Origin of the sequence: Microbacterium sp. HSID17254, assembly GCF_003989315.1 — a bacterium.
In the GTDB taxonomy this organism is placed as follows: Bacteria; Actinomycetota; Actinomycetes; order Actinomycetales; family Microbacteriaceae; genus Microbacterium.
This window is the reverse complement of record NZ_RBLT01000029.1, coordinates 23,845-48,848: the sequence shown is the minus strand read 5'-3', so window position 1 is coordinate 48,848 and position 25,004 is coordinate 23,845. Positions and strand designations below refer to the sequence as shown.

Here is a 25,004-nt window from a genome sequence, read left to right as displayed (position 1 = left end):
TCGGCGGGCGGCGCGCTGGGGGCGGGAACCACGGCGGGCGGCGCGGCGTAGTCGGGGAAGATCAGGGACGGCGTCTCCGGAGATCCGGTCCCGGCCGGGGCGAGGGAGGGGATCGTGTACCCCGAGGCATCACGCGCAGGGGCCGTCGCGGGCGGAGCGCTGCGGCGCGGCCCGGGCTGGAGCGCCGCGAGACGGTCGCCCTCGGGATAGGGGGCGGGGCCCCAGGCGAGGACGGTCGCCCAGACCGGCGGCAGCAGGATGGCGAGCACCGTCATGCCGGCGCCCCGTCCGAAGCGCCGGTTGATCCGGTGGGTCGCGACGACCTTGAGGTAGATCCCGTAGAGCTGGACGATCGGGATGAAGTAGAACACCACCGACCAGGCGGGCACTCCCCCGCGTGCGAGGATCTCGGCCTCGTTCAGGACGGGCACCCAGCCCTTCCACCCCTCCCCGTCGATCCGGGGGAACAGGCGCGAGAGCGCGAGGGCGTACCAGACGTAGACGGCCAGGCCGACGAGCAGGCCGAGTCCGACGATGATGACGAGCATCGTGGCCAGACCGGAGTCCGCGGGCGCGGTCATGAGTCCCCCTTCTTCCGGTCATCCAGTGAACCGGTCCATCCGAGCGTACCGAGCATGGGTCGTGCACCGAAGCCGGGGAGGCGCAGCGACCGCGTCCTGGCCACGAACGAGGTCGGCCGGATGCGGGCACGCAGGCGCTGCCACCGTGTCCCCGTCTTGGCGAGCTCCGCCCGCTCCGCGTCCACGAGGGCCCACGCGGCCGTCGCGTCCTCGCGAGTCGGCGGGTGCTCGGCGAACACGGCACGGTCCACGAGGGCGGCGAGCCGTTGCGCGGCCGCGCGACCGCTCGACTGCGCGCGCTGCGTCCGGGTGCCCTGCCCGGCCATGGGCACGTCGTGATCGGCGTAGACGTCGGCGAGCTCCTCCCAGGCGCCGGCCAGACGGACTTCGGGATCCGGGGCCGTGCGGCGCGCGTGTGCGCGCCTGCTCTTCGCGACGAGGAGCACGAGGAAGGGCAGGGCGAGCAGCAGCAGGGCGAGGAGGCCGAGGCCGACACCCCGGAGGATCGGCAGCAGGACGGCGAGGACCTCCGACGCCGGCTCCTCGAGCGGCGGCGCGTCGTTGTTCGCGTCGCTCTGCGCCTGCGGCGGGTCCAGCGCCTCGGACCGCGGCTGCTCGGGGACCGTGGGATGCTCCGGCAGCTGCTCGCCCTCGGTGAGGGTGCTCGGCAGCATCGCGTACTGCGGCGTGGTGTCGACGGGGATCCACTCTCCCCCCGAGGTGCGCACCTCGACCCACGCGCTCATGTTCGCGCCGGTGCACAAGTCGCCGCAGGCGGGGATCCCCGGGACCTCGTCCGCGCCGGCGAGGCGCGCGCCCATCACCACCCGGGACTCCAGCCCCCAGTGCTGCGCGAGGAGAGCCGCGGCCACGGAGAACTGCTCGTCGTCGCCGACCGCCGACACGAGCATCTCCGGCTTCGCGTCGGCGCCCGCCCGCCGCTCCTGCTCGGTCAGCGCCGTGAAGAGCTCTTCGATGCGGGCCGCGGAGTGTCCGGCATAGCTGGGTGCGAAGGCGTACCCCTCGGACTGCTGTAGAGCGGCGATCCAACCGGCGGCCGCTTCGTCCTCCAGCAGCGCGTGGCTGAGATAGCCGCGGGACCGCAGGCGATCGATCACCTCGAGGTAGCCGGCGCCGGTCCGCGGCTGCTCCTGCATCTCGGCCCATTCGACGAGCGCCGGGTACCGATCGGTGTCGAGGGTCGAGCGTCCGCCCTGGAGCGCTGCGAGGTCACCGGGCTTGCCCGGCGCATCGATGAGCACGGCGTAGCGATCCCCGGGTACCAGCCCCTCCCCGCCGCCCGGCGCGTCGGCGACGGTGATCGCGGTGTCGCCGTCGGCGTTCACGTGGAAGCCGTCGGCGAGCGCGTCCGCGCGCTCCCCGGAGAAGGCGGGCGCCTCGGCGAGACCGGCTGGCGACGGGACCCAGATCCCCCGGTAGCCCTCGCCGATCGTGATCTCCATCGTCACCCGGCCGGAGCCGGGGAGGGCCGAACGGGGCAGGCGGCTGAAGCGGTCGTCGGCGTCGATGTGGAAGTCCTCGCCGTCGTAGGCGTCGAGGGTGACCAGACGGAGACGATCCACGGCACCGGGATCGCCCTCCAGCTGCACGACCGGCGTGTCCAGCATGCCGCCGGCGAACCAGGATCGATACGAGCTGAGCGGGCTCGGCTGCTCCTGCACCACCACCATGGGCTCGACCTCGTCGCGGAGGACGGAGCGGTCCGACCAGCCGGCCGACGCGGGAGCGATCGCGAAGCCCGCGGCCAGGGCGATCACGGCCAGCCCCGCGGAGAGGAGGTGCCGGCGCACGGTGAGCCAGGCGGGGGTCGCACGGCGGGAGATGTTCGCCGCCGCCACGCTGCGCAGGGCGGCGGCGCGCTGCAGCCGCGTGCGTCCGACGAGCCAGACGAGGGAGACCACGAAGACGGCGACGCCGATCAGCCATTCCCGGGGGGCGGGGAGCTCGACTCCGGCCACCGAGACCGGGGAGGACGTGCCGCTCACGCCGAACGCGATGCCGAAGACGCTCATGGCCACGACCACGGGGACGGCCGCCACCGCCCGCCTGCCCCCGCTCCAGACGAGGAGCGTGGCCACGAACGAGCCGGACAGCATCACGACGAGGAAGGGGATGAGGACCGCCTGATACTCCCCCAGCGGCGGGTTCAGGGTGAGCATCTGCTTCCAGCCCAGCACGACCCCGAGCACCGCGTCCCGCACGCCGCCGAGGAATGCGGGCACGGAGGTGAGCGCGGAGGGGATGGCCAGTGGCACCGAGACCAGCAGGTACACGCCGGCTGCGGCAAGCGCGGCGAGCGGCGTTCCCCAGCGCAGGATGCGCGCGACGACGGCGACGGCCATGCCGAGGAGGCCGCCGACGATCCCCACGGCGAGGGCCCGGGACGACTCGTAGACCGGCCAGGCGGCCGCTGTGGCGAGGAGCACGCCGGCCAGCACGTACCCCAGCGACCAGAGGGTCAGGGCCGAGGGAAGGCTGCCGCGACGCGGCCGCCCGCGCTTCGGGCCGGCCGCGTTCATCGCAGGGCTCCGCGGGCGAGCATCTGCGGGAGGTCGCCGAGCGCGCCGAGGGTCATCACCGCGAGCTCCCTGGCCGTCCGCATCGTCGGCTGCGCACCGAGCTCACTGCGCACCGCCACGGCCTCCACGGCCGCCGGGAGCTTCACCGCCGCGTGACGCAGACGCTCGAGCGGCAGGAGGGAGCCGGTCACCAGGAACCCGATCGAGAGGTCGGGGTACGACTGCGCCGTGAGGGCGGCGACGGCTTCGAGCCGCATCACCCGTGCCGCCTGATCGATCGTGGAGGTCGCGTCGAGGAGCGCCTTGGGAGTGACCGTGGGCAGAGTGCGGATCGACAGCACCTCCGCGCGGCCGTGTTCCGGGATCTCGTTGCTCACCGAGAAGAGCACGTCCCTGCCGTCCCGCACGCCCTGCAGCGCCAGGGACGCGGCGGCGCTGACCGTGTTCTCGAACTCGTCGTCGCTCGCGTAGGACTCGGGGTCGAGGTCGAGGATGACGGCGATGCGCGCGTGCCGGGACTCCTCGTACTGCCGCACCATGAGAGTGCCCGTCTTCGCCGTCGACTTCCAGTGGATGTGGCGCGGCGAGTCGCCGACGACGTACTCCCGCACGGCGTGGAAGGAGAGGTCGGCGTCCACCAGGGTGGTGCTCGGCGTGCCTTCGAGGTCGCGGATCAGGCCCGCGCTGGTGCTGGGGAGCCGCACGGTCACCGGGTGCACATGGATGCGCTGCACGTCCGGCCAGCGGAGTTCTCGGCGGAGGATCCCGATGGGGTCGCCGCGGGTGATGGTCATGGGGCCGACGTCGATGACGCCGCGGCGGTGCGCGGCGATCGTCAGCTCCTCACGGTGGTGCGCGCCCGGTCGGAGCAGCGGCACGTGCGCCTCGACGAGGCCCTCCCCCACCGGCACGTCCACGACGCCGGGGAGCGAGAGGCGCTCGCCGTTGTTGCGGACGTCGAGCGTCGCACCGATCTCGGCACCGGCGACGACGCGGTCGCGGTCGAGCACGAGATCGATCCGGTAGTCATGCGCGCCGAGGATGAACGGCACGCAGGCCACCAGCAGCACGAGCGCGATCGTGGCGACCGCCCAGGCCTCCACCCAGCCGAACAGCAGCCCGGCGAGCACGCCGAGCACCACGGCCACGGCGACGAGCATCCCCGCCGTGGTGACCGTCTCACGGACCCAGCCGACCGTGGCCCTCGTCGCGCGCCCCACGGAGCGGGCCACCCGACGCGCGCCGAAGACCGCGCCGCGCACGGGACCGCGGCGCGTGCGGTCGTAACGCGTGACGGTGGACGTCCGCGTCGACGTGCTCGTGCCGGCGGTCGTCCGCGTCAGGCGGGATTCGGTGCTGAAGGTCACGCAGTGCCGTTCTCGCGCGGAGGTTCGACGTCGAGGAGGATCTGTCCGACCACGGCCACGGCCGTCACCCCGTCGAACTCGGCTTCCGGTTCGAGCACCAGACGGTGCGCGAGGGCGACGACGGCGAGTTCGCGCACGTCGTCGGGCGTCACGAACGTGCGCCCGTTCTTGGCCGCCCAGGTCATCACCAGGCGCGACAGCGCCAGGGCCCCGCGCACACTGGCCCCGAGACGGACCTCGGACGCGCGCCGCGTGGCGTCGACGATGCGCATGATGTAGTCCGACACCAGCGGGTTCACGTAGACCCCGCGCGACATCTCCGCCATCGTCAGGATCGTGTCGGTGTCGACGATGCCGTCGAGCACCGTCTTCGCCCGACCGGCGCCCTGCAGGATGCGCATCGTCGCCGCCTCGTCGGGGTAGCCGATCGAGGTCTTGATCATGAAGCGGTCGAGCTGCGCCTCCGGCAGCCGGTAGGTGCCGCCCTGCTCGATGGGGTTCTGCGTCGCCATCACGAGGAACGGGGAGCCGACGGACCGGGTGACGCCGTCGACCGTGACCGTGCCCTCCTCCATGACCTCCAGCAGCGCGGACTGGGTCTTCGGGCTCGCCCGGTTGATCTCGTCGGCGAGCACGATGTTCGCGAAGACGGGCCCCGCGTGGAACTCGAACGTGCCCTCCTTCTGGTCGTAGACCGTGATGCCGGTCACATCCCCCGGAAGGAGGTCGGGCGTGAACTGGATGCGGCTGCTGGTCCCGTTGACCGTCTGGGCGACGGCGCGGGCGAGCGCTGTCTTGCCGGTTCCCGGATAGTCCTCCAGGAGGACGTGGCCGCCGCTGACGGCGGTGGCGAGCACGAGTTCGACCACGTGGCGCTTGCCGAGGATCGCCTGCTCGATGTTGCCGGTCAGGATCGAGAACGTCTCGGCGAACCAGGAGGCCTGCTCGGGAGCGATGGTGACGGGGGCTGCTGCGGTGGCTGGCATAGGGAAAGAGTATTCGTGTCGGTGTGCTCGGCGGTCAGGGGCACAGGCCCGTGACGCGATGCGTGATGGGGGTGAGGGTGGCGAAGGCTCCGGTCCACGTGATGGTCACGTCGAAGGTGCCGGGAGTGTCGACCAGGGGCGTCGCCTCGAGGATGTACGAGCCGCGTGCGGCGGCGGACACCGTCACGACGTCGCCCTCGACGACGGGCATGCAGGGTTGGAACACGGCGTTGACCACGGTCGGTGCGGTCGTCGCGGTGATGGTGACCTCGCCGGAGCAGGAGTTGCTCTGGCTGGCATGGCAGGCGCGGGCGAGGACCTGGCCCGGTGACGAGTCCGGGGTGAGCGCGAAGTCATCGCGCCACGATCCGTACATGTAGTACTTCGGCACGAACCCGTTCTCCACCTCGATGCGCGGGGCCGAGGCCAGCCCGTACTCGTAGCGGTTCCCGTCGCGCCGGGGGTCCTTCGCGACCGTGTAGGTCGTGTCGCCGCCGGGGCCGTCGACGAACGTGAACGTGAAGACCGTCGCGGTGGACGACTCCGCCACCCCGTAGCCGTTCGAGGCGCAGGCCTTGACGGAGTACAGCTGGTACGGCCGCAGCCCCTGGAGGGACGGGGACTCGGACTGCACCTCGCCGCCGGACACCGCGAGCGTGCCGTCGCCGCGTGCGGTGCAGCTGACGTTGCCCGACCGCCACGCCACGTACACGACCTGGACTCCCTTGGCGCTGCCGTTGGCCTGCGCGGCGATGCCGGAGACGTTCACCGCCGTGTTCGAGACGACCGTCGCCTGGGTCGCCGCCGGGTCGAAGTACACCGAGCCGGCGACCGTCACCGAGGTGCGGAACCCGCCGCCCTCGTTGCCGCCGCCGGTCGGCGGCTGGAACTGGCTGATCGGGACGATCGTCAGCGTCTGCGCCCCCGGGGACAGCGCGATCTCGGCCGTGGTGGTCGCCCCCGTGCGGTTGATGACCTCACCCGTCTCCTCGATCCGGAACGAGACGGCGTCGTCGGCGGCGTCGATCGACACCCGGACCGCCCCACGTCCCCGGTCGGAGACCCCCGGTCGGTACTCCGGCGTGGCCGTCGCGTTCGAGACGACAGGAGCGGCGTAGGCCCAGCTCGTGTGCGGCGACGTCGCGGCCGAGGTGCCGACGGCGTTGACGGCCGCGGCGGTGAACGTGTGCGGGGTGCCGTTCGTCAGCCCGTTGACCGTGCAGCGGTAGACGGCGCCGGCCGGGCTGCAGGACGCATTCGCCGGGGCGCCGTCCTGGAGGATCGTCACACCGGAGACCGCGGGATGCGCGCGTCCCGCCTCGCCGAGCGGCACCTCCAGCGCGACGGTCGTGCGGGTGAAGCCGACCGTCGTGACGCTCGCGGGGGCCTGCGGGAACCCCTGGAGGTCGAGGGTGAGCGTGCCGGTGCCGGTGCGGCCCTGCGCATCCGACACGACGAACGGGATCACGCACTGTCCGCCGGGCGCCTGCCCGCCGCCGGGCCAGCTCGCCGTGATGGTCTTGGCGCCTGCTGTCGAGACCGAGGCCACGTCGCAGCGCGCGCCGGCCCCGAGCGACATCAGGCGCAGCCCGGATCCCGGCTTCCCGGCGAAGGGATCGTACTCACCGGCGACGTCGACCACGTCGATCGAGCAGTTGGCGCTCGTGACGACGCACTGCTTGGTGAAGGTCGCTCCCCGCGGGGCGTCCGGCGGGGCCGCGCCGACGACGAGGCGGACGGACGCCGACGGCTGTCCGTACTGCGGCACGGTGACGCTGACGTTCTCGGTGTTGCCCGGTCGCGCATCGGCGCGCGCCTCGATCGTCAGCTTCCCGCCGCTCTGCGTGACGAGGAACGCCGAACCGGAGTAGACGATGCGGTACTCGAGGGAGGAGGCGTTGCCCTCCCGGCCCCCTTCCCACGCGGCCATGTTGGCGTAGAGGTCGACGCTCTCCGTCGCTCCGGGGGCGATCGTGTGCGAGATGGAGGAGAGCAGCAGCTGCGGCTCGGACGGGCGGACGCTGATGGGCACGTCGAGGTACGACCACCGCTTCTGCCCCTCCAGGCGCACCGGGATCAGGCAGGTGTCCGACCACGGCGCCTCGCGGCCGGCCCGGTACTCCGCTTCGCGCGGGCCGTCGGCGGTGCATTCTGCGGCAGCCCGCTGGGCGGTGAACGACCCGGTGCCGATCTCGATCGCATCGGACGACGGGAGGTCGGCGTAGTCCTGCACGGCGAAGGAGACGGCCGCGTCCTCGTCCACGACGACCGGCGTCGCACCGGGGACGAGCTGCACCTGCATGTCGTCGAACGCCGGGATGCGCAGGAAGCCGTAGGCGGCGACATTGCGTCCGTTCGCTGCCGTTCCGGTGAGCTGGAAGGGCACCAGGGCGCCTTCCTTCGGCGCGGTGCCCACGATGCGGTTCCCCTGCACCGAATAGCCCGGCTGCTCTCCCCACAGGCGCAGCCGCAGCGAGCCGACGTCGCCGGAGGGCCAGCGGACCCTGTCGGTCACGACATCGATGCCGCGGTCGGCGAGATCGTCGCGGTCGCGCGCGGTGAGCACGGTGTCCGCGATGACCGGCTGATCGGCGACCGTGCCGTCGGTGACGGTCACGACGATGAGGCCCTGCGCCGTGCTCCCCGTGCGCGACGACTTCACCGTGTAGAAGTACGAGTTGGTGCCGGCGGTCTCGCCGGCACGCAGCACGACCCGGCCGTCCTTCAGCGAGGTGTCGGAATCGATCAGCGCGTTGAGCCGGTCGTACAGCGGGTTCCCCTTGACGGGCGGCGCGTTCGGCACGAGCTCGGTGATCTCGAGCTCGCTCTGCGCCGGGTCGAGATCGTTCGAGCGCGGGTCCAGCACGACCGGCGTGCGGGATCCCGCCTCGACGCGGACGTAGTCGCTGAAGGTCACAGGGGCGGCGTCGTCCACGTCCGCATCGAGGACGCCGATGCGCACGGCCGCGCTCCCCTCCTCGCCCTGCGGATCACGGACGCTGTAGCGGAACGAGACCTGGCCGCCGGCGACGCCTCCGGCCGGCGCGCGGTACACGATCGCCTCACCGTTCGCCGAGATGGTGGCCGTGCCGCCGCCCTTCTTCGGCTGCTCGACGCCGGATAGCACCACGCGGTCGCCGTCGCCGTCCATCCCGGTCGTCGGCACCGGGATGGAGACCGTCTGGCCGCTCAGGACGCGGCCGGTGAGCGGCGTCGGCGTGGGGGCCCGGTTCGTGCCCGGCGGCACGACCGTGACCGTCACGACGCCGTCATCCGACAGCGACGGATTCCGTTCGAGGGAGACGGAGTACGTCAGGCGGTACGTGCCGGGAGTCTTCGGCGCCAGATAGCGCAGCGCGTTGCGGTCGGCGAACACGAGCTCGTCCGGCTCGCCGGATCCGGTCACCTCCGGGAGCACGAGGAGCGGTTCCCCGCGCGGTGCCACATCGTTGGCCGCCACTTCGATGCGCGTGAGCGAACCGGCTCGCACCGTCACCGCATCCGGGAAGACGATCGGCCGGGTGACCGTGGACGGCGGAGTGAGGAACACGCTGACGGTGCCCTGCACGGCCCCGCCCGCGCCGTCCGCCACCGTGACGGTGGCCTTGCCGATTAGGCCGGGCTCGCCGTCCTCGGTCGTGCCGTTGACCCGCAGGCTCTCGTTGCCGACCACGCGCACGTTGAGCTGCGGCGTCGAGCTCACGGCGTCGGACAGCAGCAGCACCCGTCCGCTGGTGTTCTGCACCGCGCCGAGGACATCGACGGTCGTGTCCTCGCCCTCGCGGACGAACGCCGTCAGCGGCGCCATCGCGAGCGCCGCGGAGCCGTCGACAGCGGTGATCCGGATGACCGCGGACTGCTCGGCCTGGGTCGTGACGTCCTGCGCGGTGTAGGTGACCACGTACTGGCCCGGCTCGGCGGCGGTCAGATCGACGGTGCCGGAGGCCGCGTTCGGGGTGACCTCGAAGCCCTGTGCCGTCGCGGCGGTCTGGACGGCGTCCACGAGGCGGTACGAGCCCGACCCTCCGGACAGGTGATCGGAGATGCGCAGGGATTGCCGCTCGCCCACGCGCGCGGTCACCGCGACGGCCGACGCCTGCAACGCCGGACTGCCGCTGACCTGGACCTCGATGGTCTTCTCCGCCGTCGCCCCGTGCACGTCCTGCACGACGACCGTGACCGAGATCACGGCGTCCGCGGCATTGGGGTCGGTGTGCCGGATCGCGACACGGCCGTCGGCCATCGGGGCCACCATCACCGGGGACGAGGAGTCCGTCTCGTACGCGTCGCTCAGGACGAACGCATCGCCTTCGGGGTCCACCCATCCGGAGAGCGCCGAGACGATCGTGCTCCCGCCGGCGAGGATCTGTGGTGTCGGCCATTCCTGGGTGCAGGCGTCGACACCGCACCACACCGGGGCGGAGTTGACCCCGGGATCGACCACCGTCAGCGTCACGGTCGCCGGGGGCGACACGGCGGCGCCGTCGGTCACGGCGTAGGTGAAGCTCGTCTGCCCGGAGCCCGCCTTCACGTTCACGACCAGGGACTGACCGTTCGCCACGAGCGACAGATCCCCGAAGTCGGGGTCGCTCAGCCCGGAGGCGACCGAGTCCGGGTCGATCGTGAGGACGTCCTTCTTGTTCGGATCGTGATCGTTGAAGAGCACGGGGAGGATGACCTGCTCCCCGGCCCGCACGCCGAACGCGTCGTCGACAGCGACGGGCGGGAGCTGCTCCGCCACGTCCTCGACGACGATCGTGCCCTCCTGCTGCTCCGTGTCGTCTTCGATCTTCCACTGCTCGAGCGGGATCAGCACGCCCTCCGGCGCGGTCCAGATGAGGCCGGTGCCCTTCTCGACCAGCACCGCGCGATCGCCGTTGCCCTGGAAGACCGGGTCGATGGCGGCCGCGTCGAGCGTCTCGTCCGGAACCTGCAGCGGGGTGGTCTCCCCCGCGCTCCACAGGGTTCCACCGCCGCTGTCGAGCCACGCCGCGTAGGTCTCCCCGCGGACCGTGACCGGTGCGGCGGGGACGCCGGAGGCCTCGGCCACCCGGTCGGCCTCCCCCGACGCGAGGTCCACGGAGACGAGGCCGTCCGAGTCGGCGACGAGCACCGCGGCGCCCTCGGCGGCACCGCGCTGCAGGCGTGCGTCCTCGGTGACGTCGAGGGTGACCGCCGCATCGCGCCCGGAGAGCCACAGTGCACCCGAGCTCGGCTGCAGCATCGCCCAGCGCTCGCCGACGACCGCGATCGCCAGTCCCTCGCCCGCCTCCGGCGCATCGGCCACGGGGGACTCGTCCCCGAGGAACCGGTGCTCGTCGATGTCGAAGCGGCGCACGGCCCCCTCGTCCGCCGAGTAGAGGACGAGCAGGCCATCCGGCGACAGCCCGATCGCATCGGCGGTGTAGGTCGGCGGGTCCTCCCCCTCCTCGACCTCGACCTCCGCGAAGGGGTCGACGAGGGCCGTGCCCGCTCCGGCCGCGAGGGTCGACACCGACACCTGCCCGGTGTCGGTGCGGTAGGCCACATAGGGCCCGGCGGAGAGGACGTCCCGGGTCCCGGCGGGCGTGGGCTGCGAAGCGAGCGGCGTCCCCTCCTCCGAGCTGTCGGAGAGCAGATCGGCCGGGCTGGCCGGATCGACGTCCCACCGCTGCCGGTTCCCCTGCGCGAACAGCACGGTGCTGGAGCCGCTCTGCCAGACCGCCTCGGGGTCGTCGACGTCGCGGACCGTGTCGATCTCGGCGAGTTCGGTGTTGACGCGGGCGTACTGCCCGCTGTCGCGCATGACCCAGACCGAGGGCTCGAGTCGCGGCACCTCCTGGGACTGATACCCCTGGGCCGTCACCGCGAGCGCCACGACGACCACGAGCGCGAGGATCCCGGAGACCAGCGCGATCAGCCGCCCCCGAGACGGGCGCGCGGCCTCCGCCCTGGCACGGTTCCCCGCTGCCATCAGAGGACCCCGGTGAGGAACAGTGCGGCGGTCCCGAGGCCCGCGATCACGGCGGCACCGATCACCGCTCCGACGATGCCGACGACCAGCGGCGAACGGCTGCGGCCGCGGGGGCCCGCGGGGATGTCGTCGCGGTCGCGCGGGGCGGCCTGGGCGTGAGCGGCGCGGGCGGCCCGACGGGAGTCCGGTGCGACCGTCGTGATGACCGGTCCGCGGACGGCGGTGTCCGAGAAGTTCACCGGCGCGGCCGCCGCCCACTCCGACGACGCCGCCTCGAAGGCCGTCGGCGAGATGCCGAGCTCATACTGCGCCCAGCGCAGCTTCTCCGCGAACTCCGCCATGCTCGCCGGCCGCTTCGCGGGGTCACGGTGCATGGCGCTCGCGAAGATGTCGTCGATGATCGGCGGGATGCCGGGGACGGGCACCGCGGTGTAGCGCGCCTTGATGATCCGGTCGGTGAGCTGATCGCGCGAGTTCGAACCGCGGTCGGCGCGTTCGAACGGACTGCGGCCGGCGAGCAGCGTGTAGAGCGTCGCGCCGAGGCTCCATACTTCGCTGGGGATGGATCCGGACACGCGCTCCTGCAGCACCTCGGGGGAGCTCCAGGGCACGGACATCGCGATGGTCTCGCCCTCGCCCTCCTCGATGACGGCCGCGGCGATGCCGAAGTCGGCCAGCACGGGCGCGCCGAGCGAGTTGATGAGCACGTTCGACGGCTTGATGTCGCGGTGCAACAGACCGGCCCGGTGCACGGTCTCCAGAGCGCCGGCCATGCGCACGCCGATGTCGAGCACCTCCGCGAGCGGGAGCGGGGCCTTCTTGTAGCGCGCGCTCATCGTGTCGGGGCAGTACTCCATCGCGAAGTACGGCCGCCCGTCCGCCGAGATCGACGCCTGGTAGATGGTGACGATCGACGGGTGGGCGCTCAGCCGCGCGGAGATGTCGGCTTCCACGTTGAAGGTCTGCAGCACCTCGGGGTTCACGGCATCCGCAAGCAGGACCTTGACGGCGACGACGCGGCGCGGCATGTCCTGTTCATAGAGGAACACGTCGGCGAAACCGCCGGACCCGAGCGGACGCACGTAGCTGTACCCCGCCAGCGTCGGCGGTGTCGCTGCCATGCGCGTTGCCACTCCTGCTCCTCACGGTCTGATGGGAGACCGCGCGCCTGCAGCCACCCGGCGTCGTGCGCCGGGGGATCCCCCGATGTGCCGAGTATATCGGGCGAGGGCGTGTGGCCCCGCGCTCTTCTCCGTCGAGGCGTCAGGCCTTCCAGCACCCCTCGATGTGGTCGTCCACCATGCCCGCGGACTGCATGAGGGCGTACATCGTCGTCGGCCCGACGAAGCGGAAACCCCGGCGTCGCAGTTCCTTGCTCAGCGCGGTCGACTCCGGCGTGACCGCGGGGACGTCGGCGAACTCGCGAGGCCGTGCTCCGGTCGCCGGCGGGGCGAAGGACCACATCAGGGCATCGAGCTCTCCGTCCGCCATCGACTCCACGATCCGGGCGTTGCCGATCGTCGCGAGGATCTTGGCGCGGTTGCGGATGATGCCGGAGTCGCCCATGAGGCGTTCCACGTCCGCGTCGTCGAATGCCGCCACGGCCTCCGGCACGAACCCCGCGAACACCTCGCGGAACCGCGGGCGCTTGCGCAGGATCGTGATCCAGGACAGCCCCGCCTGGAACCCCTCGAGCGCCATCTTCTCGAACAGCGCGCGGTCCCCGTGCAGCGGCGTCCCCCACTCCTCGTCGTGGTACCGGCGATATTCTGCGTCGTCGCCGACCCAGGCGCAGCGCGCGCGGGAGTCGGGCCCCGTGAGGAGGGAGGTCATCCCCTCACCGTATCCACCCCCACCGACACCCCCGTCCCCGGTCCCGCGCCCCCGTCCCCCCGTCCTCCCGTCCTCGGTGCGAGTTCACTTCCGCCCCTCCCCCCGCCTCCCCAGGCCCGTTTCCCATCCCGCCCCGACGCCCACCTCCAACGGGGGATCGAAAAGGGCCCTTCGACGCAGATCCGCGGCACCTTTCCCATCCCGCACCGAACGCGGAGACCAGACCGAGGTCCGCCGGCAGACGGTGCCTCCGAGACCAACGCGGGGTCAGAACCGCGCCTGCGCGGCCCTCATCCGGACACTATTCCGTCCCGGCTCTGCGGCCTCGATGTTCGCGGGACGGAAATCGCTCCTCAGGCAGGCACCGGGGGTGCGGTTTTGATCCTGCGACGGAACGGACGGACCGGGACGGGACGGGGTCAGTCGGCGAAGGTGGCGGCGTCGATGACGAAGCGGTAGCGGACGTCGGACGCGAGGACACGCTCGTACGCGTCGTTGATGGCCGACGCGGGGATGACCTCGATCTGCGCCGTGATGCCGTGCTCCGCGCAGAAGTCGAGCATCTCCTGGGTCTCCCGGATGCCGCCGATGTTCGAGCCGGCGATGGAGCGTCGTCCGGCGATCAGCGACCCCGCGTTCAGGGCGAGGGCCTCCGCGGGAGCACCGACGCACACGATGGTGCCGTCCACGTCGAGCAGCCCGAGGTAGGAGCGGAGGTCGATGACGGCGCTCACGGTGTTGAGGATCACATCGAAGGAGCCTCTCAGGTCGCGGAAGGTGTCGCGGTCGCCCGTCGCGAAGTAGCGGTCGGCGCCGAGGCGGAGGCCGTCGTCCTGCTTCGCGAGCGTCTGCGACAGCACGGTCACCTCCGCGCCGAGGGCATGCGCGATCTGCACGCCCATGTGACCGAGGCCGCCGAGTCCGACCACCGCGACGCGCGTGCCGGGGCCGACCTTCCAGTGCCGCAGCGGCGAGTACGTGGTGATGCCCGCGCACAGCAGCGGAGCCGCCGCGTCCAGGGGCAGGCCGTCCGGGATCCGCAGCACGAAGTCCTCGGTGACGACGACCTGCTCGGAGTAGCCGCCCTGGGTGATCGTGCCGTCGCGGTCGACCGCTCCGTAGGTGCCGACGGCGCCCTGCGTGCAGAACTGCTCGTCGCCGCGGAGGCAGTACACGCACGCCCGGCACGAGTTCACCAGGCAGCCGACACCGACGCGGTCGCCGAGGGCGTGCTTCGTGACCTCGGACCCCACCGCGGCGACCGTTCCGGTGATCTCGTGTCCCGGGGCGAGCGGGTACTGCTGCGGACCCCAGTCTCCGCGGACGGTGTGGATGTCGGAGTGGCAGATGCCGGCGAAGGCGATGTCGATGAGGATGTCGTGCGGGCCCAGCTCCCGGCGCTCGATGACGGTCTTCTCGAGCGGGGCGGCTTCGGCGGGGGCGGCGTAGGCGGTGACGGTCGACATGATGCTCCTCGGGTCGGTACTCGCCGAGACTATCCGCCGGCGTCGATGAATCCGCTGTCCGGCGGGCCCGGGCCGTCGGTACGGCCCGGGCCGACCGCTCAGCGCTTCTGCCGCTTGAGGGTCTTCTCCAGGACGGGAGCCTGACCGGTCGCCTCGAGGTCGGCGTAGTACGCGCGGGCTTCATCCTGCCGCTGCTTCTCCGCACCGCTCGCGATGGGAGCCCGCACGTGCTCGGGCTCGTAGCCGAACGCGTCCACGAGATCGAGCGCGTACGGACGCAGGCGCGCGCACAGCCGATCGATGTAGCTCGACACCGCCGCCGCCCGCTGGGTGGAGAGCCGCCCGTGGATGAGGTGCCAGGCGAGGTGCTTCTCGATGAGCTGCAGGCCGAAGAGGTCCCGCAGCCAGGTCATGACCTTCTTCGTCTCGGCGTCGTCCATCGCGTGGACGGCGTCGGTGAAGGCCTCCCACTGCAGCAGCTCGCCGTGCGCCCTGGCCGCCTCGATGAGCTCGGCCTGGTTCTCGTTGAACAGCCGCGCCCCGAGCACCTTGTCCTTGCCGGCGGCACGCAGCCGGGTCGCGATGTCGGCGACCATCTGCTGCACGCGGCCCGCGAGGAGGTCGTGCTGCTGCTCCTCGCGCAGTCCGCGCTCCACCGACCGGGCGACCTGACCGAAGTCGGTCACCGCCTGGCCGAGCTGACGGAGGCCTGCCCCGTGGAACAGCTTGCCGGCCGTCATGCCGACGGCGTAGCGCGCGAGCGCCGCGGCGTCCTTGCCCTGGAACTGCTTCGCGTAGTCGGTCAGCAGCCGCTTGCCGACGAGCTGGAGCAGGACGTTGTTGTCGCCCTCGAACGTGACGTAGATGTCGAGGTCGGCGCGGAGTCCGACGAGCCGGTTCTCGAACATGAAGCCGGCACCGCCGCACGCCTCGCGGGCCTCCTGCAGGGTGTCGAGCGCGTGCCAGGTCGACAGCGGCTTGAGCGCGGCCGCGAGCGTCTCCAGGTCTTCCCGGTCGTCCGGGGTGTCGGTGCGACCGGAGAAGACGCCGTCGAACTTCTGCAGGAACTCGTCGTGCGCGAAGATCTGCGCGTACGTGGTGGCCAGGCGCGGGAGCAGACGGCGCTGGTGCTTGCCGTAGTCCATCAGCACGACCTCCTGCCCGTCCGCCCCGTCGAACTGGCGACGCTGCGTGGCGTAGGTGATCGCGATGTGCAGGCCGAGCGCGGAGGCCCAGGAGGCGGCGCCGTCGAGCGAGACGCGTCCCTGCACGAGGGTGCCGAGCATCGTGAAGAAGCGGCGGCCGGGGCTGTCGATCGCGCTGGAGTAGGTGCCGTCCGCAGCGACATCGCCGTAGCGGTTCAACAGGTTCGTGCGCGGGATACGCACCTGGTCGAAGGAGAGACGGCCGTTGTCGATGCCGTTCAGTCCACCCTTGAGACCGTCGTCCTCGCGACCGATGCCCGGCAGATCCACGCCGTCCTCGCCGCGCAGGGGCACGTAGAAGCAGTGCACGCCGTGGTTGACGCCGTTCGTGATGAGCTGGGCGAAGACCGTCGCCGCGATGCCATGCAGCGCCGCGTTGCCGAGGTACTCCTTCACAGCTCCGCGGAACGGCGTGTGGATGACGAACTCCTCCGTCTCCGGGTCGTACGTGGCGGTGGTGCCGACCGCGGCGACGTCGGAGCCGTGCCCGATCTCGGTCATCGCGAACGCGCCGGGGATCGACAGGTCCATGACACCGGGGAGCCACCTGTCGTGGTGCTCCTTCGTGCCGAGCTGCAGGATCGCGGAGCCGAAGAGCCCCCACTGCACACCCGACTTGATCTGCAGGCTCGGGTCGGCGGCCACGAGCTCCTCGAACCCGGCGATGTTGCCGCCGTTGTTCTCCTCGCCGCCGAAGCGCTTCGGGAACGCCCGGTGCACGGCCTTGTTGTCGACGAGGAGGTGGAGCTGGCTGAGCACGCGCTCCCGGTGGTCGTCCTTGCCGAGCTCGTCCTTCCGCCAGAACGCGGAGTCCTTGATCATCTCGCGGGCCTGGCGGCGCACGTCGCCCCAGGTGCCCATGAGGGCGTCGTTCAGGCGGGCGACATCGATCCGCGGGGCGGTCGCGCTCTCGCGCGGGTCAGGTGTCGTCGAAGGGCGGACGGCGGCGTCGACCATGAGCGTTCCTCTCGGAGAGACGAAAGTGGATGCCTCTCATGGTAGGTGTGCGACAAAACCGCACGAAGTCCCCTGTCCGCATCCTCCAACGCCTTGCCGCCCCGTCTGCGCCCGTCCTTGTCGGCTCGCGACAGGTTCCACCTTCGGACCTCCGCCGACCCACCCCGTTCCGTGCATCCCGGCCCCCTGCGAGCGTCCGCACAGGGGTGGCTCGCGCGGAAGGGGGTGGGTCGGAGTCAGGAGGCGGCGATGACGGCGAGGACGCCGTCGCCATAGGCCTCGCGCTTCTTCGCACCGATGCCGGTGATGCCGTCGAGGTCGGCGTGCGAGGTCGGCCGATGCTCCGCGAGCGCACGGAGCGTGGCGTCGCCGAAGACGATGTACGCCGGGACGCCCTGTTCCCTGGCGGTCTCGGCGCGCCAGGCCCGCAGCGCCTCAAACAGCTCCCGGTCTCCGGCGTCGAGGGCGTCGGCGGCACTCGCCTTCCGGGCGCGGGACGGCGACGACGGGCGTCCGATCGTGTCCTTCCGGAGCGGTACCGCGGTCTCGCCGCGCAGCACCCCGGCCGCGGCCTCTCCGGGTGCGAGCGTGCCGTAGTCGCCCTGCGCGACGAGGATGCCCCGGGCGAGGAGCTGGCGCACCACGCTCCGCCAGTCCTGGTCGGAGAGGTCGGCGCCGATGCCGTAGGTCGCGAGGGCGTCGTGCCGCTGCTGGCGGATGCGCTCGGTCGAGGCTCCGCGGAGGATGTCGATGAGGTGGCCGGCACCGAAGGCCTGATTCCGCTCCCGCTTGAGCCGCACGATCGTGGACAGCAGCTTCTGTGCGGGGACGAGCCCGTCGAAGGTCGCCGTGTCGTCGAGGCACGTGTCGCAGTTGCCGCAGGGCTGCGACTCCTGACCGAAGTACCCGAGGAGGTTCTGCCGGCGGCACTCCACCGTCTCGCACAGCGCGAGCATCGCATCGAGGTGCTGCCCCATGCGCATCTTGAAGGTGCGGTCGCCGGGGCTCTGATCGATCAGTCGGCGCTGCTGCACGACGTCGGCGAGCCCGTACGCCATCCATGCCACGGACGGCTCACCGTCGCGGCCGGCGCGCCCGGTCTCCTGGTAGTACCCCTCGACCGACTTCGGCAGATCGATGTGGGCGACGAAGCGCACATCGGGCTTGTCGATGCCCATGCCGAACGCGATGGTCGCCACCATCACCACGCCGTCTTCACGGAGGAAGCGCGACTGGTTCGCCGCCCTCACCTCGGCGGGCAGACCGGCGTGGTACGGCAGCGCGTCGAGACCCTGCGCGGCGAGATAGGTCGCCGTCTGCTCGACGGACTTGCGGCTGAGCGCGTAGACGATGCCCGCCGCCCCCTCGGGCTGCGACCGGATGAACTGCACGAGCTGCTTGCGCGGATCGACCTTCGGGACGATGCGGTACTGGATGTTGGGGCGATCGAAGCTCGCCACGAAGTGCTTCGCCGCGTCGAGGTGCAGGCGCTCGGTGAGCTCCTTGTGCGTGGCCCGCGTCGCGGTGGCGGTCAGGGCCATGCGGGGGACGCCGGGGAACCGCTCGCCCAGGTCGCCGAGCGCGAGGTAGTCCGGCCGGAAGTCGTGGCCCCACTGCGACACGCAGTGCGCCTCGTCGATGGCGATGACACTGAGCGTGCCGCGCTGCAGGAGGGAGGTGGTCTGCGCGCTCGACAGCCGCTCCGGTGCGACGTAGATGAGGTCGAGCTCTCCGGCGACATAAGCGCGCTCGACCTCGCGGCGCTCCTCGATCGACTGGGTGGAGTTGAGGTACGCGGCCTTCACACCGTTGGCGCGCAGCGCGTCGACCTGGTCGTGCATGAGCGCGATGAGCGGGCTGATGACGAGTCCGGTGCCTTCGCGCACGAGCGCGGGCACCTGGTACGTGATGCTCTTGCCGCCGCCGGTGGGCATCAGGACGACGGCGTCGCCACCGCCGATGACCTGCTCGACGATGGCCGCCTGGTCGCCGCGGAAGTCGTCGTAGCCGAAGACGGTGTGCAGTGCCTCGCGGGCCGTCGCATACCGGCTGGGCGTGGCGCGGCGGACGGCCGGCGCGGTGGTCACCGCGGTCGTCGGACCCGGACCCCAGTCGAGGGGCGGCTCGAAGCCCGCGCCCTGCGGCTCCCAGTCCATCGGCTCGGGCGGCTCGGTCGGCTCCCACCCGTCGTCCCAGGGCTGGTCGGATGCCGCGTCCGGCTCGGGGATCCATCCGTCGTACGGATCGCGGGGAGTCTGCGGCATCCCTCCAGCGTAATCACCCCGACGGACAGCGGCACGGCGACCTCCACAGGCCCGCACCCTCGATCCCGGGCGTAGGTTGGTTCCAGACGCCGGAAGGAGCATCCGATGACCGACATCACCGTGACCCGCAACGACGAGGCCTCCCGCTACGAGATCCGTTCCGATGACGTGCTGGCCGGGTTCGCCGAGTTCGACACCCGCCCCGGCGCGATCCGCTTCCTGCACACCGAGATCGACCCCGCTTTCCAGGGCCAGGGCCTGGCCGGGAAGCTCGCCGCGGCGGCACTGACCGACGTGGCGTCGACGGGCGACGCGATCGTGCCGCTCTGCCCGTACATCGCGAAGTACCTCCAGACGCACGAGGTGCCCGGCGCCGAGATCCGCTGGCCGCAGCGCCCGGGCTCGACGGCGGACGCCCCGGTGCAGAAAGAGTCGGCCGGCGCGGACGAGGACCCCACGGGCAGGGCGGAATGATCGGGCAGCGCCGCCTCGTCCTCGAACCCCGGGCGGTGCCGCTCGGCGGTGTGCGCGGCATGGAGGTGCTGCGGGTGCTGCCGCATCGCAACCTCCCCACCATCGGCGCGTGGTGCTTCCTCGACCGGTTCGGCCCGGCCGAGACCCGGATGCGCGTCGAGCCGCATCCGCACATCGGTCTGCAGACGGTGACCTGGCCGCTGGTCGGCGAGATCCGGCACCGCGATTCGCTGGGCAGCGATGCCGACCTCCGGCGCGGACAGCTCAACCTCATGACGGCGGGCAACGGCATCTCGCACTCGGAGTACTCCATCGGCGACGAGCCCGTTCCGCTCGACGCGCTGCAGTTCTGGGTCGTGCTCCCGGAGTCCGCGCGCCACGGGGACGGCGGCTTCGAGCGGCACACCGACCTGCCGACGACGACCCTTCCGGCCTCGACCGGATCGGACGCCACGGCCACGGTCGTGCTCGGCGAGTTCTCGGGCGTGCGCTCGCCGGCGACCGTGCACACGCCGATCGTCGGGGCGGAGATCGTCGTGCCCGCCGGAACCACGGTGCGCCTGCCGCTGCGGCCGGAGTGGGAGCACGCGCTGCTCCTCGTCGAGGGCGACGCCGCCGTCCCCGAGCACGCGATGACCCGCAACGACATGCTCTACCTCGGCGATTCCCGCGACGGCGTCGAGGTGACCAGCAGTGAGGGCGGCTTGCTGTTCCTCCTCGGGGGTGAGCCGTTCGAGGACGAGATCGTCATGTGGTGGAACTTCGCCGGGCGCTCCCACGACGAGATCGCCGCCGCCCGCGAGGACTGGGAGGCCGCATCCCCCCGGTTCGGCGTCGTCGAGGGGCACGACCAGCGCATCCCTGCGCCGCCGCTCCCCCCGGTGCGCCTGATGCCGCGCAGCCGCACCCTCTGACCCTCCCGCACAGGCACTCCTTCTGATTCAGGCACTCCCGCTCTTTCAGGCACTCCCGCCAGCACAGGCACTCATGACTCTCCCTGCCTGTTCTCACGCCACTGCCTGCCCTCGCGCGCAATCCCGCTGACGCGCCCGAACAGGCACCCACGCCAGCACAAGCACCCACGCCAGAACAGGCACTCTCTACCTTCCCTGCCTCTTCTCACGCCACTGCCTGCCCTCGCGCGCGACCTCGCTGACGCGCCAGTTCAGGCACCCACGTCAGTTCAAGCATCCCTGGTGCTCCCTGACTGTTCTCGCGCTAGTGCCTGCCGTCGCGCTGGAGCCCCTGGCCCGACCACACCCTTCCGCTCTTCAGGCACTCGCGCCGGCTCAGGCTCGATGAGCTTTCACCTGCCTGAACCCGCGCGACCGCCTGTTCCAGGAAGCAGGACAGGAGGCAGAAGCAGACTCAGGCGCGGTCGGGTGTGTGCACGCGGGCGAGGAAGCGGTCCGTGCGGGGTGAGGGCCCACGAGGGTCGAGCAGCGACACGGCGACCGTGACCCCGGTCGCCAGCGGTATCGTCCAGGCGGCGGGCTGCGCGAGGTAGGGCGCCGCGACGCCGACCCCGTCCACCGCGGCGTGCACGAGCAGGGCGAGCCCGGTCGCGACGCCGCCGCACACCATGCCCGCGACCGCCCCGCGCGCGGTGAGGCCACGCCACCACACACCCAGCAGCACCACGGGCGAGAGCGTCGACGCCGCCACGACGAACACCACCCCCACGCTCGACACGAGCCCCGCGGGAACCGTGAGCAGCGCGACCCCCAGCGGCACGAGCGCGCACAGCACCGCGGACAGCCGGAAGGAGCGCACGGAGCCGGAGAAGACGTCCTGGCTGATGACCCCTGCGAGCGAGACCACGAGTCCGGCCGAGGTCGCCAGGAACGCGGCGAAGGCCCCGGCGACGATGAGGGCCGTCAGCAGCTCACCCGCGGGCCCGGGGAACACCCGCGACGGGAGCTGCAGCACCACGGTGTCGGCGATCCCCGGCTGCGCGAGGTCCGGGGCGGCGATCCGCGCCAGGAGCCCCATCGCGCTCGACACGGCGTAGAACGCGCTCACCATGGCGATGACGATCACGGTGGTCCGCCGCGCGGAGGCTCCGGTCGGGCTCGTGTAGAACCGCACCAGGACGTGCGGCAGCCCCATCGTGCCGAGGAGCAGGGCGAGCAGCAGCGACGCGGTCTCGTAGGCGTCGAAACCGGACGGCCCGGCCTCGGCGGGGAAGACGAGCGCGGGATCGAAGTCGTGCGGCCCGCCGCTCAGGGCGAACGCGATGCACACCACCGGCACGAGGAGCGCCGTGAGCTTGAGCCAGTACTGGAAGGCCTGCACGAAGGTGATCGCGCGCATGCCGCCCGCGGCGACCGCCGCCGCCACGAGCACCGCGATCGTCACGGCCCCGACCCACTCCGGCAGCCCGGCGACCACGACGAGAGTGATGCCCGCGCCGTGCAGCTGCGGCACGATGTAGAGCCAGCCGATGATGAGGACCGCGAGGCTGGTGACACGGCGCGCGGCGGTCGAGTCGAGCCGGGCCTCGACGAAATCGGGGATCGTGTACGCCCCGCTGCGGCGCAGGGGCGCGGCCACGAAGACGAGCACGAGCAGGTACCCCGCGGCGTACCCGATGGGGAACCAGAAGCCGCGGGCGCCGTCCAGCAGCACCAGCCCGGAGAGGCCGAGGAAGGTGCCGGCCGAGAGATACTCGCCGCTGATGGCCGAGGCATTCCAGACCGGGCGCACCGTCCGCGACGCCACGAAGAAGTCGCTCGTCGTGCGCGACACCCGCAGCCCGTACACGCCGATGAGGAGGGTGGCGATCACGACCAGGGCGACCCCGACGAGGTCGAGCACGGCGTTCACTCGCGGTCCCGCAGGGCGCGGTACCGCCGCTCGTTGCGGACCGCCGTACGCACGTACAGCACCGCGAAGACGAGGATCACCGGGTAGAACGCGAAGGCCTGGAGGAGCCACGACAGCGGCAGCCCGCTGAGGACGACGGCGTCGATCTCGGGGATGAGCGCGATCCCGAGTGCCAGGGCGACGACGACCACCACGAAGCCGGCGACGGTGCCGAGGGCGAGCCGGAGCTGGCTGCGCATCAGGGCACGGGCGTAGACGGCATCGGCCTCCGCGACCGGGGCACCGGGCAGCGCGATCCCCCGGGTGGCGGCGGAGGAGCGGCGCGGCGGGGTGTCCGCCGTGACGCGCACCCGCTTCGGCGCCTCGGTCATCCGGCCCCCTCTCCGCGCACGAGGGCCTCCCGCACCGCCGCGACGAGCCTTCTGCTCACCGGCAGCACGGCCGTGCCGACGACCACGACGGGTTCCCCGCCCGACAGCCGCGCCTCGGTCACCGCGGCGATCCGGACGAGCGTGGAACGGTGGATGCGGAGGAATCCCGCCGGCGCCCACCGGGCCTCGAGCTCGGAGAGCGGGATGCGCACGAGGTGGCCGGGCCCGTCGTCCTCGGTGTGCAGGCGCGCGTAGTCGCCCTGCGCCTGCACCCAGCGCACGTCGCTGCGCCGCACGAACCGCACGGACGCGCCCACAGTCACCGGCAACACCTCGTCCTCGCCGCGCGGTGCGGCCTCCTGCTCGATCACCCGGTCCACGGCGCTGCGCAGGCGTTCCCGCCGGACCGGCTTGAGGAGGTAGTCCGCCGCGCGCAGCTCGAACGCCTCGACCGCACGGGCCTCGTCGGCGGTGACGAAAACGACCGCGGGCGGCTCCGCGAGACCGAGGAGCGCGCGGGCGAGCTCGGTGCCGAGCAGGCCCGGCATGTGGATGTCGAGGAACGCGATCCGCACCGCACGCGCGGAGAGCTGACGCAGCGCGTCGGCGCCGTTTGCCGCGGTGAGGATCTCGCCGATGCGCGGGTCGGCACGCAGCAGGTGCACGAGCTCATCGAGGGCCGGCTGCTCGTCGTCGGCGACAAGGACGTCGATCATGCCGCTCCTCAGTCGTCGTCCGGGTCGTGGAGGGGCTGCGATTTCGGGACTCGCATGCGCACCAGGGTACCCGCGCCGGCGTTGGTCTCGACGACCAGACCGCCCCCGCTGCCGTAGACCTGGCGGAGGCGGGTGTCGACGTTGCGGAGACCCACGTGACCGCCCTCCTCGCGCGCCGTGAGCAGCGCGCGCAGGCCGCCCGGGTCCATCCCGACGCCGTCGTCCTCCACGAGGATCTCGGTGTGCGTGCCGTCGTCGCGGGAGGTGATGCGGATCTCGCCGCCGCCCTCCCCCGGCTCCAGGCCGTGCCGCACGGCGTTCTCCACGAGCGGCTGCACGGAGAGGAAGGGGATGACCGTCGCGAGCGTCTCCGGCGCGATCTGCAGCGTCACCCGCAGGCGATCGCCGAACCGCGCGCGCTCCAGTTCGAGGTAGGAGTGGATGCTGCCCAGCTCCTCCGCGAGCGTGGTGAACTCCCCATGCCGGCGGAAGGAGTAGCGGGTGAAGTCGGCGAACTCGAGCACGAGGTCACGGGCCCGGTCGGGGTCGGTCGTGATGAACGAGGCGATCGCGGTGAGGGCGTTGTAGATGAAGTGCGGGGAGATCTGCGCACGCAGAGCCCGGAGCTCCGCCTCGGCGAGCTGGGTGCGGGAGGCCTCGAGTCCACCGAGCTCGACCTGCGCCGCACACCAGTCGGCCACCTCCTCCGCCGCCCGCACGAGCGCGGCCCGCACCGGGGACGCGAAGGCGACGACCACCCCGACCGGCACCCCGTCGACGAGGATGGGCGCGCCGACCGCCTCCAGGTCGTCCGTCCGCGAGGGCGCGGGGAACACCTGCCGCCGCCCCGACCCGCGCACCTGGGCGGCGATGCGCACGGCGGCGGATTCGAGCCCGTCCGCGGCGCCGTCGAGGGTGACCGTGTCGTCCTCGCCGACGATGGCGACCGCGGCGCTGCCCAGCAGAGCCCGCAGGTGCCGGGCGGCCTTGACGGCATCCGGCCCGGTCAATCCGCCGCGGAGGTGCGGAGCGGCGAGACTCGCCTGGTGTAGCGCCCGCAGCGCCCCCTGCTCCGCCTCGCTGCCGAGGTCGGCCGAGCCGCGGGCGAACCGCCGGGCGAGCAGCAGCAGCGCCGTGAGGGCGATGCCGCCGAGCGCGCCGAGGATCGCGGCGAGGACGACGTCGTTCATGCGCTCAGCCTAGGGACGCGCAGGCAGGGTCAGCAGCAGCGGGCACCGGGATTGCGGTCTTGGTCGTCCATCCGCTGACGCCAGAACTGCCGCTCCGTCAGCGGCTCCTCGTCCGGATGATGCCGACGGTGATGGGCGACGTACGTGGCGTACGCGGTGTCGCCCATCAGCGTCGTCATGTACCAGCGGATGCCGCGGCCGACCCGGCCGAGGGCGCTCCACAGCGCCCGCAGCGGGGAGGTCGCGGCATCCGTCCGATCCACCGTGGAGGTCAT

General features: G+C 72.0%; 17 protein-coding genes. 2 read left to right on the top strand and 15 right to left on the bottom strand.

Going from position 1 to position 25,004, the window contains the following annotated elements; translation table 11 throughout:
• From D8M34_RS13915 to recQ, 10 genes are all read right to left on the bottom strand, one after another.
• A partial coding sequence (locus D8M34_RS13915; protein WP_238695666.1) for a DUF5684 domain-containing protein occupies nucleotides 1-581 on the bottom strand: 581 nt, incomplete at its 3' end.
• A complete protein-coding gene (locus D8M34_RS13910; RefSeq protein WP_126894298.1) occupies nucleotides 578-3,121 on the bottom strand; it encodes a transglutaminase-like domain-containing protein in 2,544 nt (847 codons plus the stop codon). The genes D8M34_RS13910 and D8M34_RS13915, both read right to left, overlap by 4 nt.
• The gene (locus tag D8M34_RS13905; protein WP_126894297.1) at nucleotides 3,118-4,488 is read right to left on the bottom strand and encodes a DUF58 domain-containing protein; all 1,371 of its coding nucleotides are present in this window, start codon (nucleotides 4,486-4,488) and stop codon (nucleotides 3,118-3,120) included. The genes D8M34_RS13910 and D8M34_RS13905 overlap by 4 nt, the downstream gene beginning before the upstream one ends.
• Entirely contained in the window at nucleotides 4,485-5,474 is a 990-nt protein-coding gene (locus D8M34_RS13900; protein ID WP_126894296.1) for an AAA family ATPase, read from the bottom strand. The genes D8M34_RS13905 and D8M34_RS13900 overlap by 4 nt, the downstream gene beginning before the upstream one ends.
• 34 nt (nucleotides 5,475-5,508) lie before the next feature.
• Nucleotides 5,509-11,427, bottom strand: a complete 5,919-nt coding sequence (locus tag D8M34_RS13895; protein ID WP_126894295.1) for an Ig-like domain-containing protein — start codon at nucleotides 11,425-11,427, stop codon at nucleotides 5,509-5,511.
• The gene (locus D8M34_RS13890) at nucleotides 11,427-12,560 is read right to left on the bottom strand and encodes a serine/threonine-protein kinase (protein WP_238695665.1); all 1,134 of its coding nucleotides are present in this window, start codon (nucleotides 12,558-12,560) and stop codon (nucleotides 11,427-11,429) included. The genes D8M34_RS13895 and D8M34_RS13890 overlap by 1 nt, the downstream gene beginning before the upstream one ends.
• 130 nt (nucleotides 12,561-12,690) lie before the next feature.
• Nucleotides 12,691-13,260 (bottom strand): DNA-3-methyladenine glycosylase I, encoded by a 570-nt coding sequence (locus D8M34_RS13885; RefSeq protein WP_126894293.1) that lies wholly within the window; start codon nucleotides 13,258-13,260, stop codon nucleotides 12,691-12,693.
• A gap of 419 nt (nucleotides 13,261-13,679) precedes the next feature.
• Nucleotides 13,680-14,726 (bottom strand): NAD(P)-dependent alcohol dehydrogenase, encoded by a 1,047-nt coding sequence (locus D8M34_RS13880; protein ID WP_126894292.1) that lies wholly within the window; start codon nucleotides 14,724-14,726, stop codon nucleotides 13,680-13,682.
• A gap of 98 nt (nucleotides 14,727-14,824) precedes the next feature.
• Nucleotides 14,825-16,888: an acyl-CoA dehydrogenase family protein gene (locus D8M34_RS13875; protein ID WP_126894291.1), complete on the bottom strand. Its 2,064-nt coding sequence runs from the start codon at nucleotides 16,886-16,888 to the stop codon at nucleotides 14,825-14,827.
• A gap of 236 nt (nucleotides 16,889-17,124) precedes the next feature.
• A complete protein-coding gene (gene recQ, locus D8M34_RS13870; protein ID WP_164498179.1) occupies nucleotides 17,125-19,152 on the bottom strand; it encodes a DNA helicase RecQ in 2,028 nt (675 codons plus the stop codon).
• A gap of 105 nt (nucleotides 19,153-19,257) precedes the next feature.
• On the opposite strand from recQ, the gene D8M34_RS13865 reads away from it, so the two are divergent.
• Nucleotides 19,258-19,626: a GNAT family N-acetyltransferase gene (locus D8M34_RS13865; protein ID WP_025104661.1), complete on the top strand. Its 369-nt coding sequence runs from the start codon at nucleotides 19,258-19,260 to the stop codon at nucleotides 19,624-19,626.
• A complete protein-coding gene (locus D8M34_RS13860) occupies nucleotides 19,623-20,540 on the top strand; it encodes a pirin family protein (RefSeq protein ID WP_085604878.1) in 918 nt (305 codons plus the stop codon). The genes D8M34_RS13865 and D8M34_RS13860 overlap by 4 nt, the downstream gene beginning before the upstream one ends.
• A gap of 454 nt (nucleotides 20,541-20,994) precedes the next feature.
• Here D8M34_RS13860 and D8M34_RS13855 read toward each other — a convergent pair whose 3' ends face one another.
• Genes D8M34_RS13855 through D8M34_RS13835 form a run of 5 tightly spaced genes read right to left on the bottom strand, consistent with a single transcriptional unit; the run spans nucleotide 20,995 to nucleotide 25,004 of the window.
• Nucleotides 20,995-22,452 carry a sodium/solute symporter gene (locus tag D8M34_RS13855; RefSeq protein WP_085604875.1) on the bottom strand — a complete coding sequence of 486 codons (1,458 nt, stop codon included), beginning with the start codon at nucleotides 22,450-22,452 and terminating at the stop codon, nucleotides 20,995-20,997.
• On the bottom strand, nucleotides 22,449-22,823 hold the full coding sequence (locus D8M34_RS13850) for a heavy metal transporter (RefSeq protein ID WP_126894290.1): 375 nt from the start codon (nucleotides 22,821-22,823) through the stop codon (nucleotides 22,449-22,451). The genes D8M34_RS13855 and D8M34_RS13850 overlap by 4 nt, the downstream gene beginning before the upstream one ends.
• Nucleotides 22,820-23,539 carry a LytR/AlgR family response regulator transcription factor gene (locus D8M34_RS13845; RefSeq protein ID WP_126894289.1) on the bottom strand — a complete coding sequence of 240 codons (720 nt, stop codon included), beginning with the start codon at nucleotides 23,537-23,539 and terminating at the stop codon, nucleotides 22,820-22,822. Before D8M34_RS13845 ends, D8M34_RS13850 begins: the two co-directional genes overlap by 4 nt.
• A gap of 8 nt (nucleotides 23,540-23,547) precedes the next feature.
• A complete protein-coding gene (locus D8M34_RS13840; RefSeq protein ID WP_126894288.1) occupies nucleotides 23,548-24,729 on the bottom strand; it encodes a sensor histidine kinase in 1,182 nt (393 codons plus the stop codon).
• 29 nt (nucleotides 24,730-24,758) lie between these two features.
• A complete protein-coding gene (locus tag D8M34_RS13835) occupies nucleotides 24,759-25,004 on the bottom strand; it encodes a YbdD/YjiX family protein (RefSeq protein ID WP_081811614.1) in 246 nt (81 codons plus the stop codon).

Bases quoted from the DNA above. Each gene is read 5' to 3' on its own strand.
- D8M34_RS13865 (WP_025104661.1), top strand. From the start codon at position 19,258: ATGACCGACATCACCGTGACCCGCAACGACGAGGCCTCCCGCTACGAG.
- D8M34_RS13835 (WP_081811614.1), bottom strand. From the start codon at position 25,004: ATGACCTCCACGGTGGATCGGACGGATGCCGCGACCTCCCCGCTGCGG.
- D8M34_RS13840 (WP_126894288.1), bottom strand. From the start codon at position 24,729: ATGAACGACGTCGTCCTCGCCGCGATCCTCGGCGCGCTCGGCGGCATC.
- D8M34_RS13850 (WP_126894290.1), bottom strand. From the start codon at position 22,823: ATGACCGAGGCGCCGAAGCGGGTGCGCGTCACGGCGGACACCCCGCCG.
- D8M34_RS13845 (WP_126894289.1), bottom strand. From the start codon at position 23,539: ATGATCGACGTCCTTGTCGCCGACGACGAGCAGCCGGCCCTCGATGAG.
- D8M34_RS13910 (WP_126894298.1), bottom strand. From the start codon at position 3,121: ATGAACGCGGCCGGCCCGAAGCGCGGGCGGCCGCGTCGCGGCAGCCTT.
- D8M34_RS13895 (WP_126894295.1), bottom strand. From the start codon at position 11,427: ATGGCAGCGGGGAACCGTGCCAGGGCGGAGGCCGCGCGCCCGTCTCGG.
- D8M34_RS13885 (WP_126894293.1), bottom strand. From the start codon at position 13,260: ATGACCTCCCTCCTCACGGGGCCCGACTCCCGCGCGCGCTGCGCCTGG.
- D8M34_RS13875 (WP_126894291.1), bottom strand. From the start codon at position 16,888: ATGGTCGACGCCGCCGTCCGCCCTTCGACGACACCTGACCCGCGCGAG.
- recQ (WP_164498179.1), bottom strand. From the start codon at position 19,152: ATGCCGCAGACTCCCCGCGATCCGTACGACGGATGGATCCCCGAGCCG.
- D8M34_RS13900 (WP_126894296.1), bottom strand. From the start codon at position 5,474: ATGCCAGCCACCGCAGCAGCCCCCGTCACCATCGCTCCCGAGCAGGCC.
- D8M34_RS13860 (WP_085604878.1), top strand. From the start codon at position 19,623: ATGATCGGGCAGCGCCGCCTCGTCCTCGAACCCCGGGCGGTGCCGCTC.
- D8M34_RS13880 (WP_126894292.1), bottom strand. From the start codon at position 14,726: ATGTCGACCGTCACCGCCTACGCCGCCCCCGCCGAAGCCGCCCCGCTC.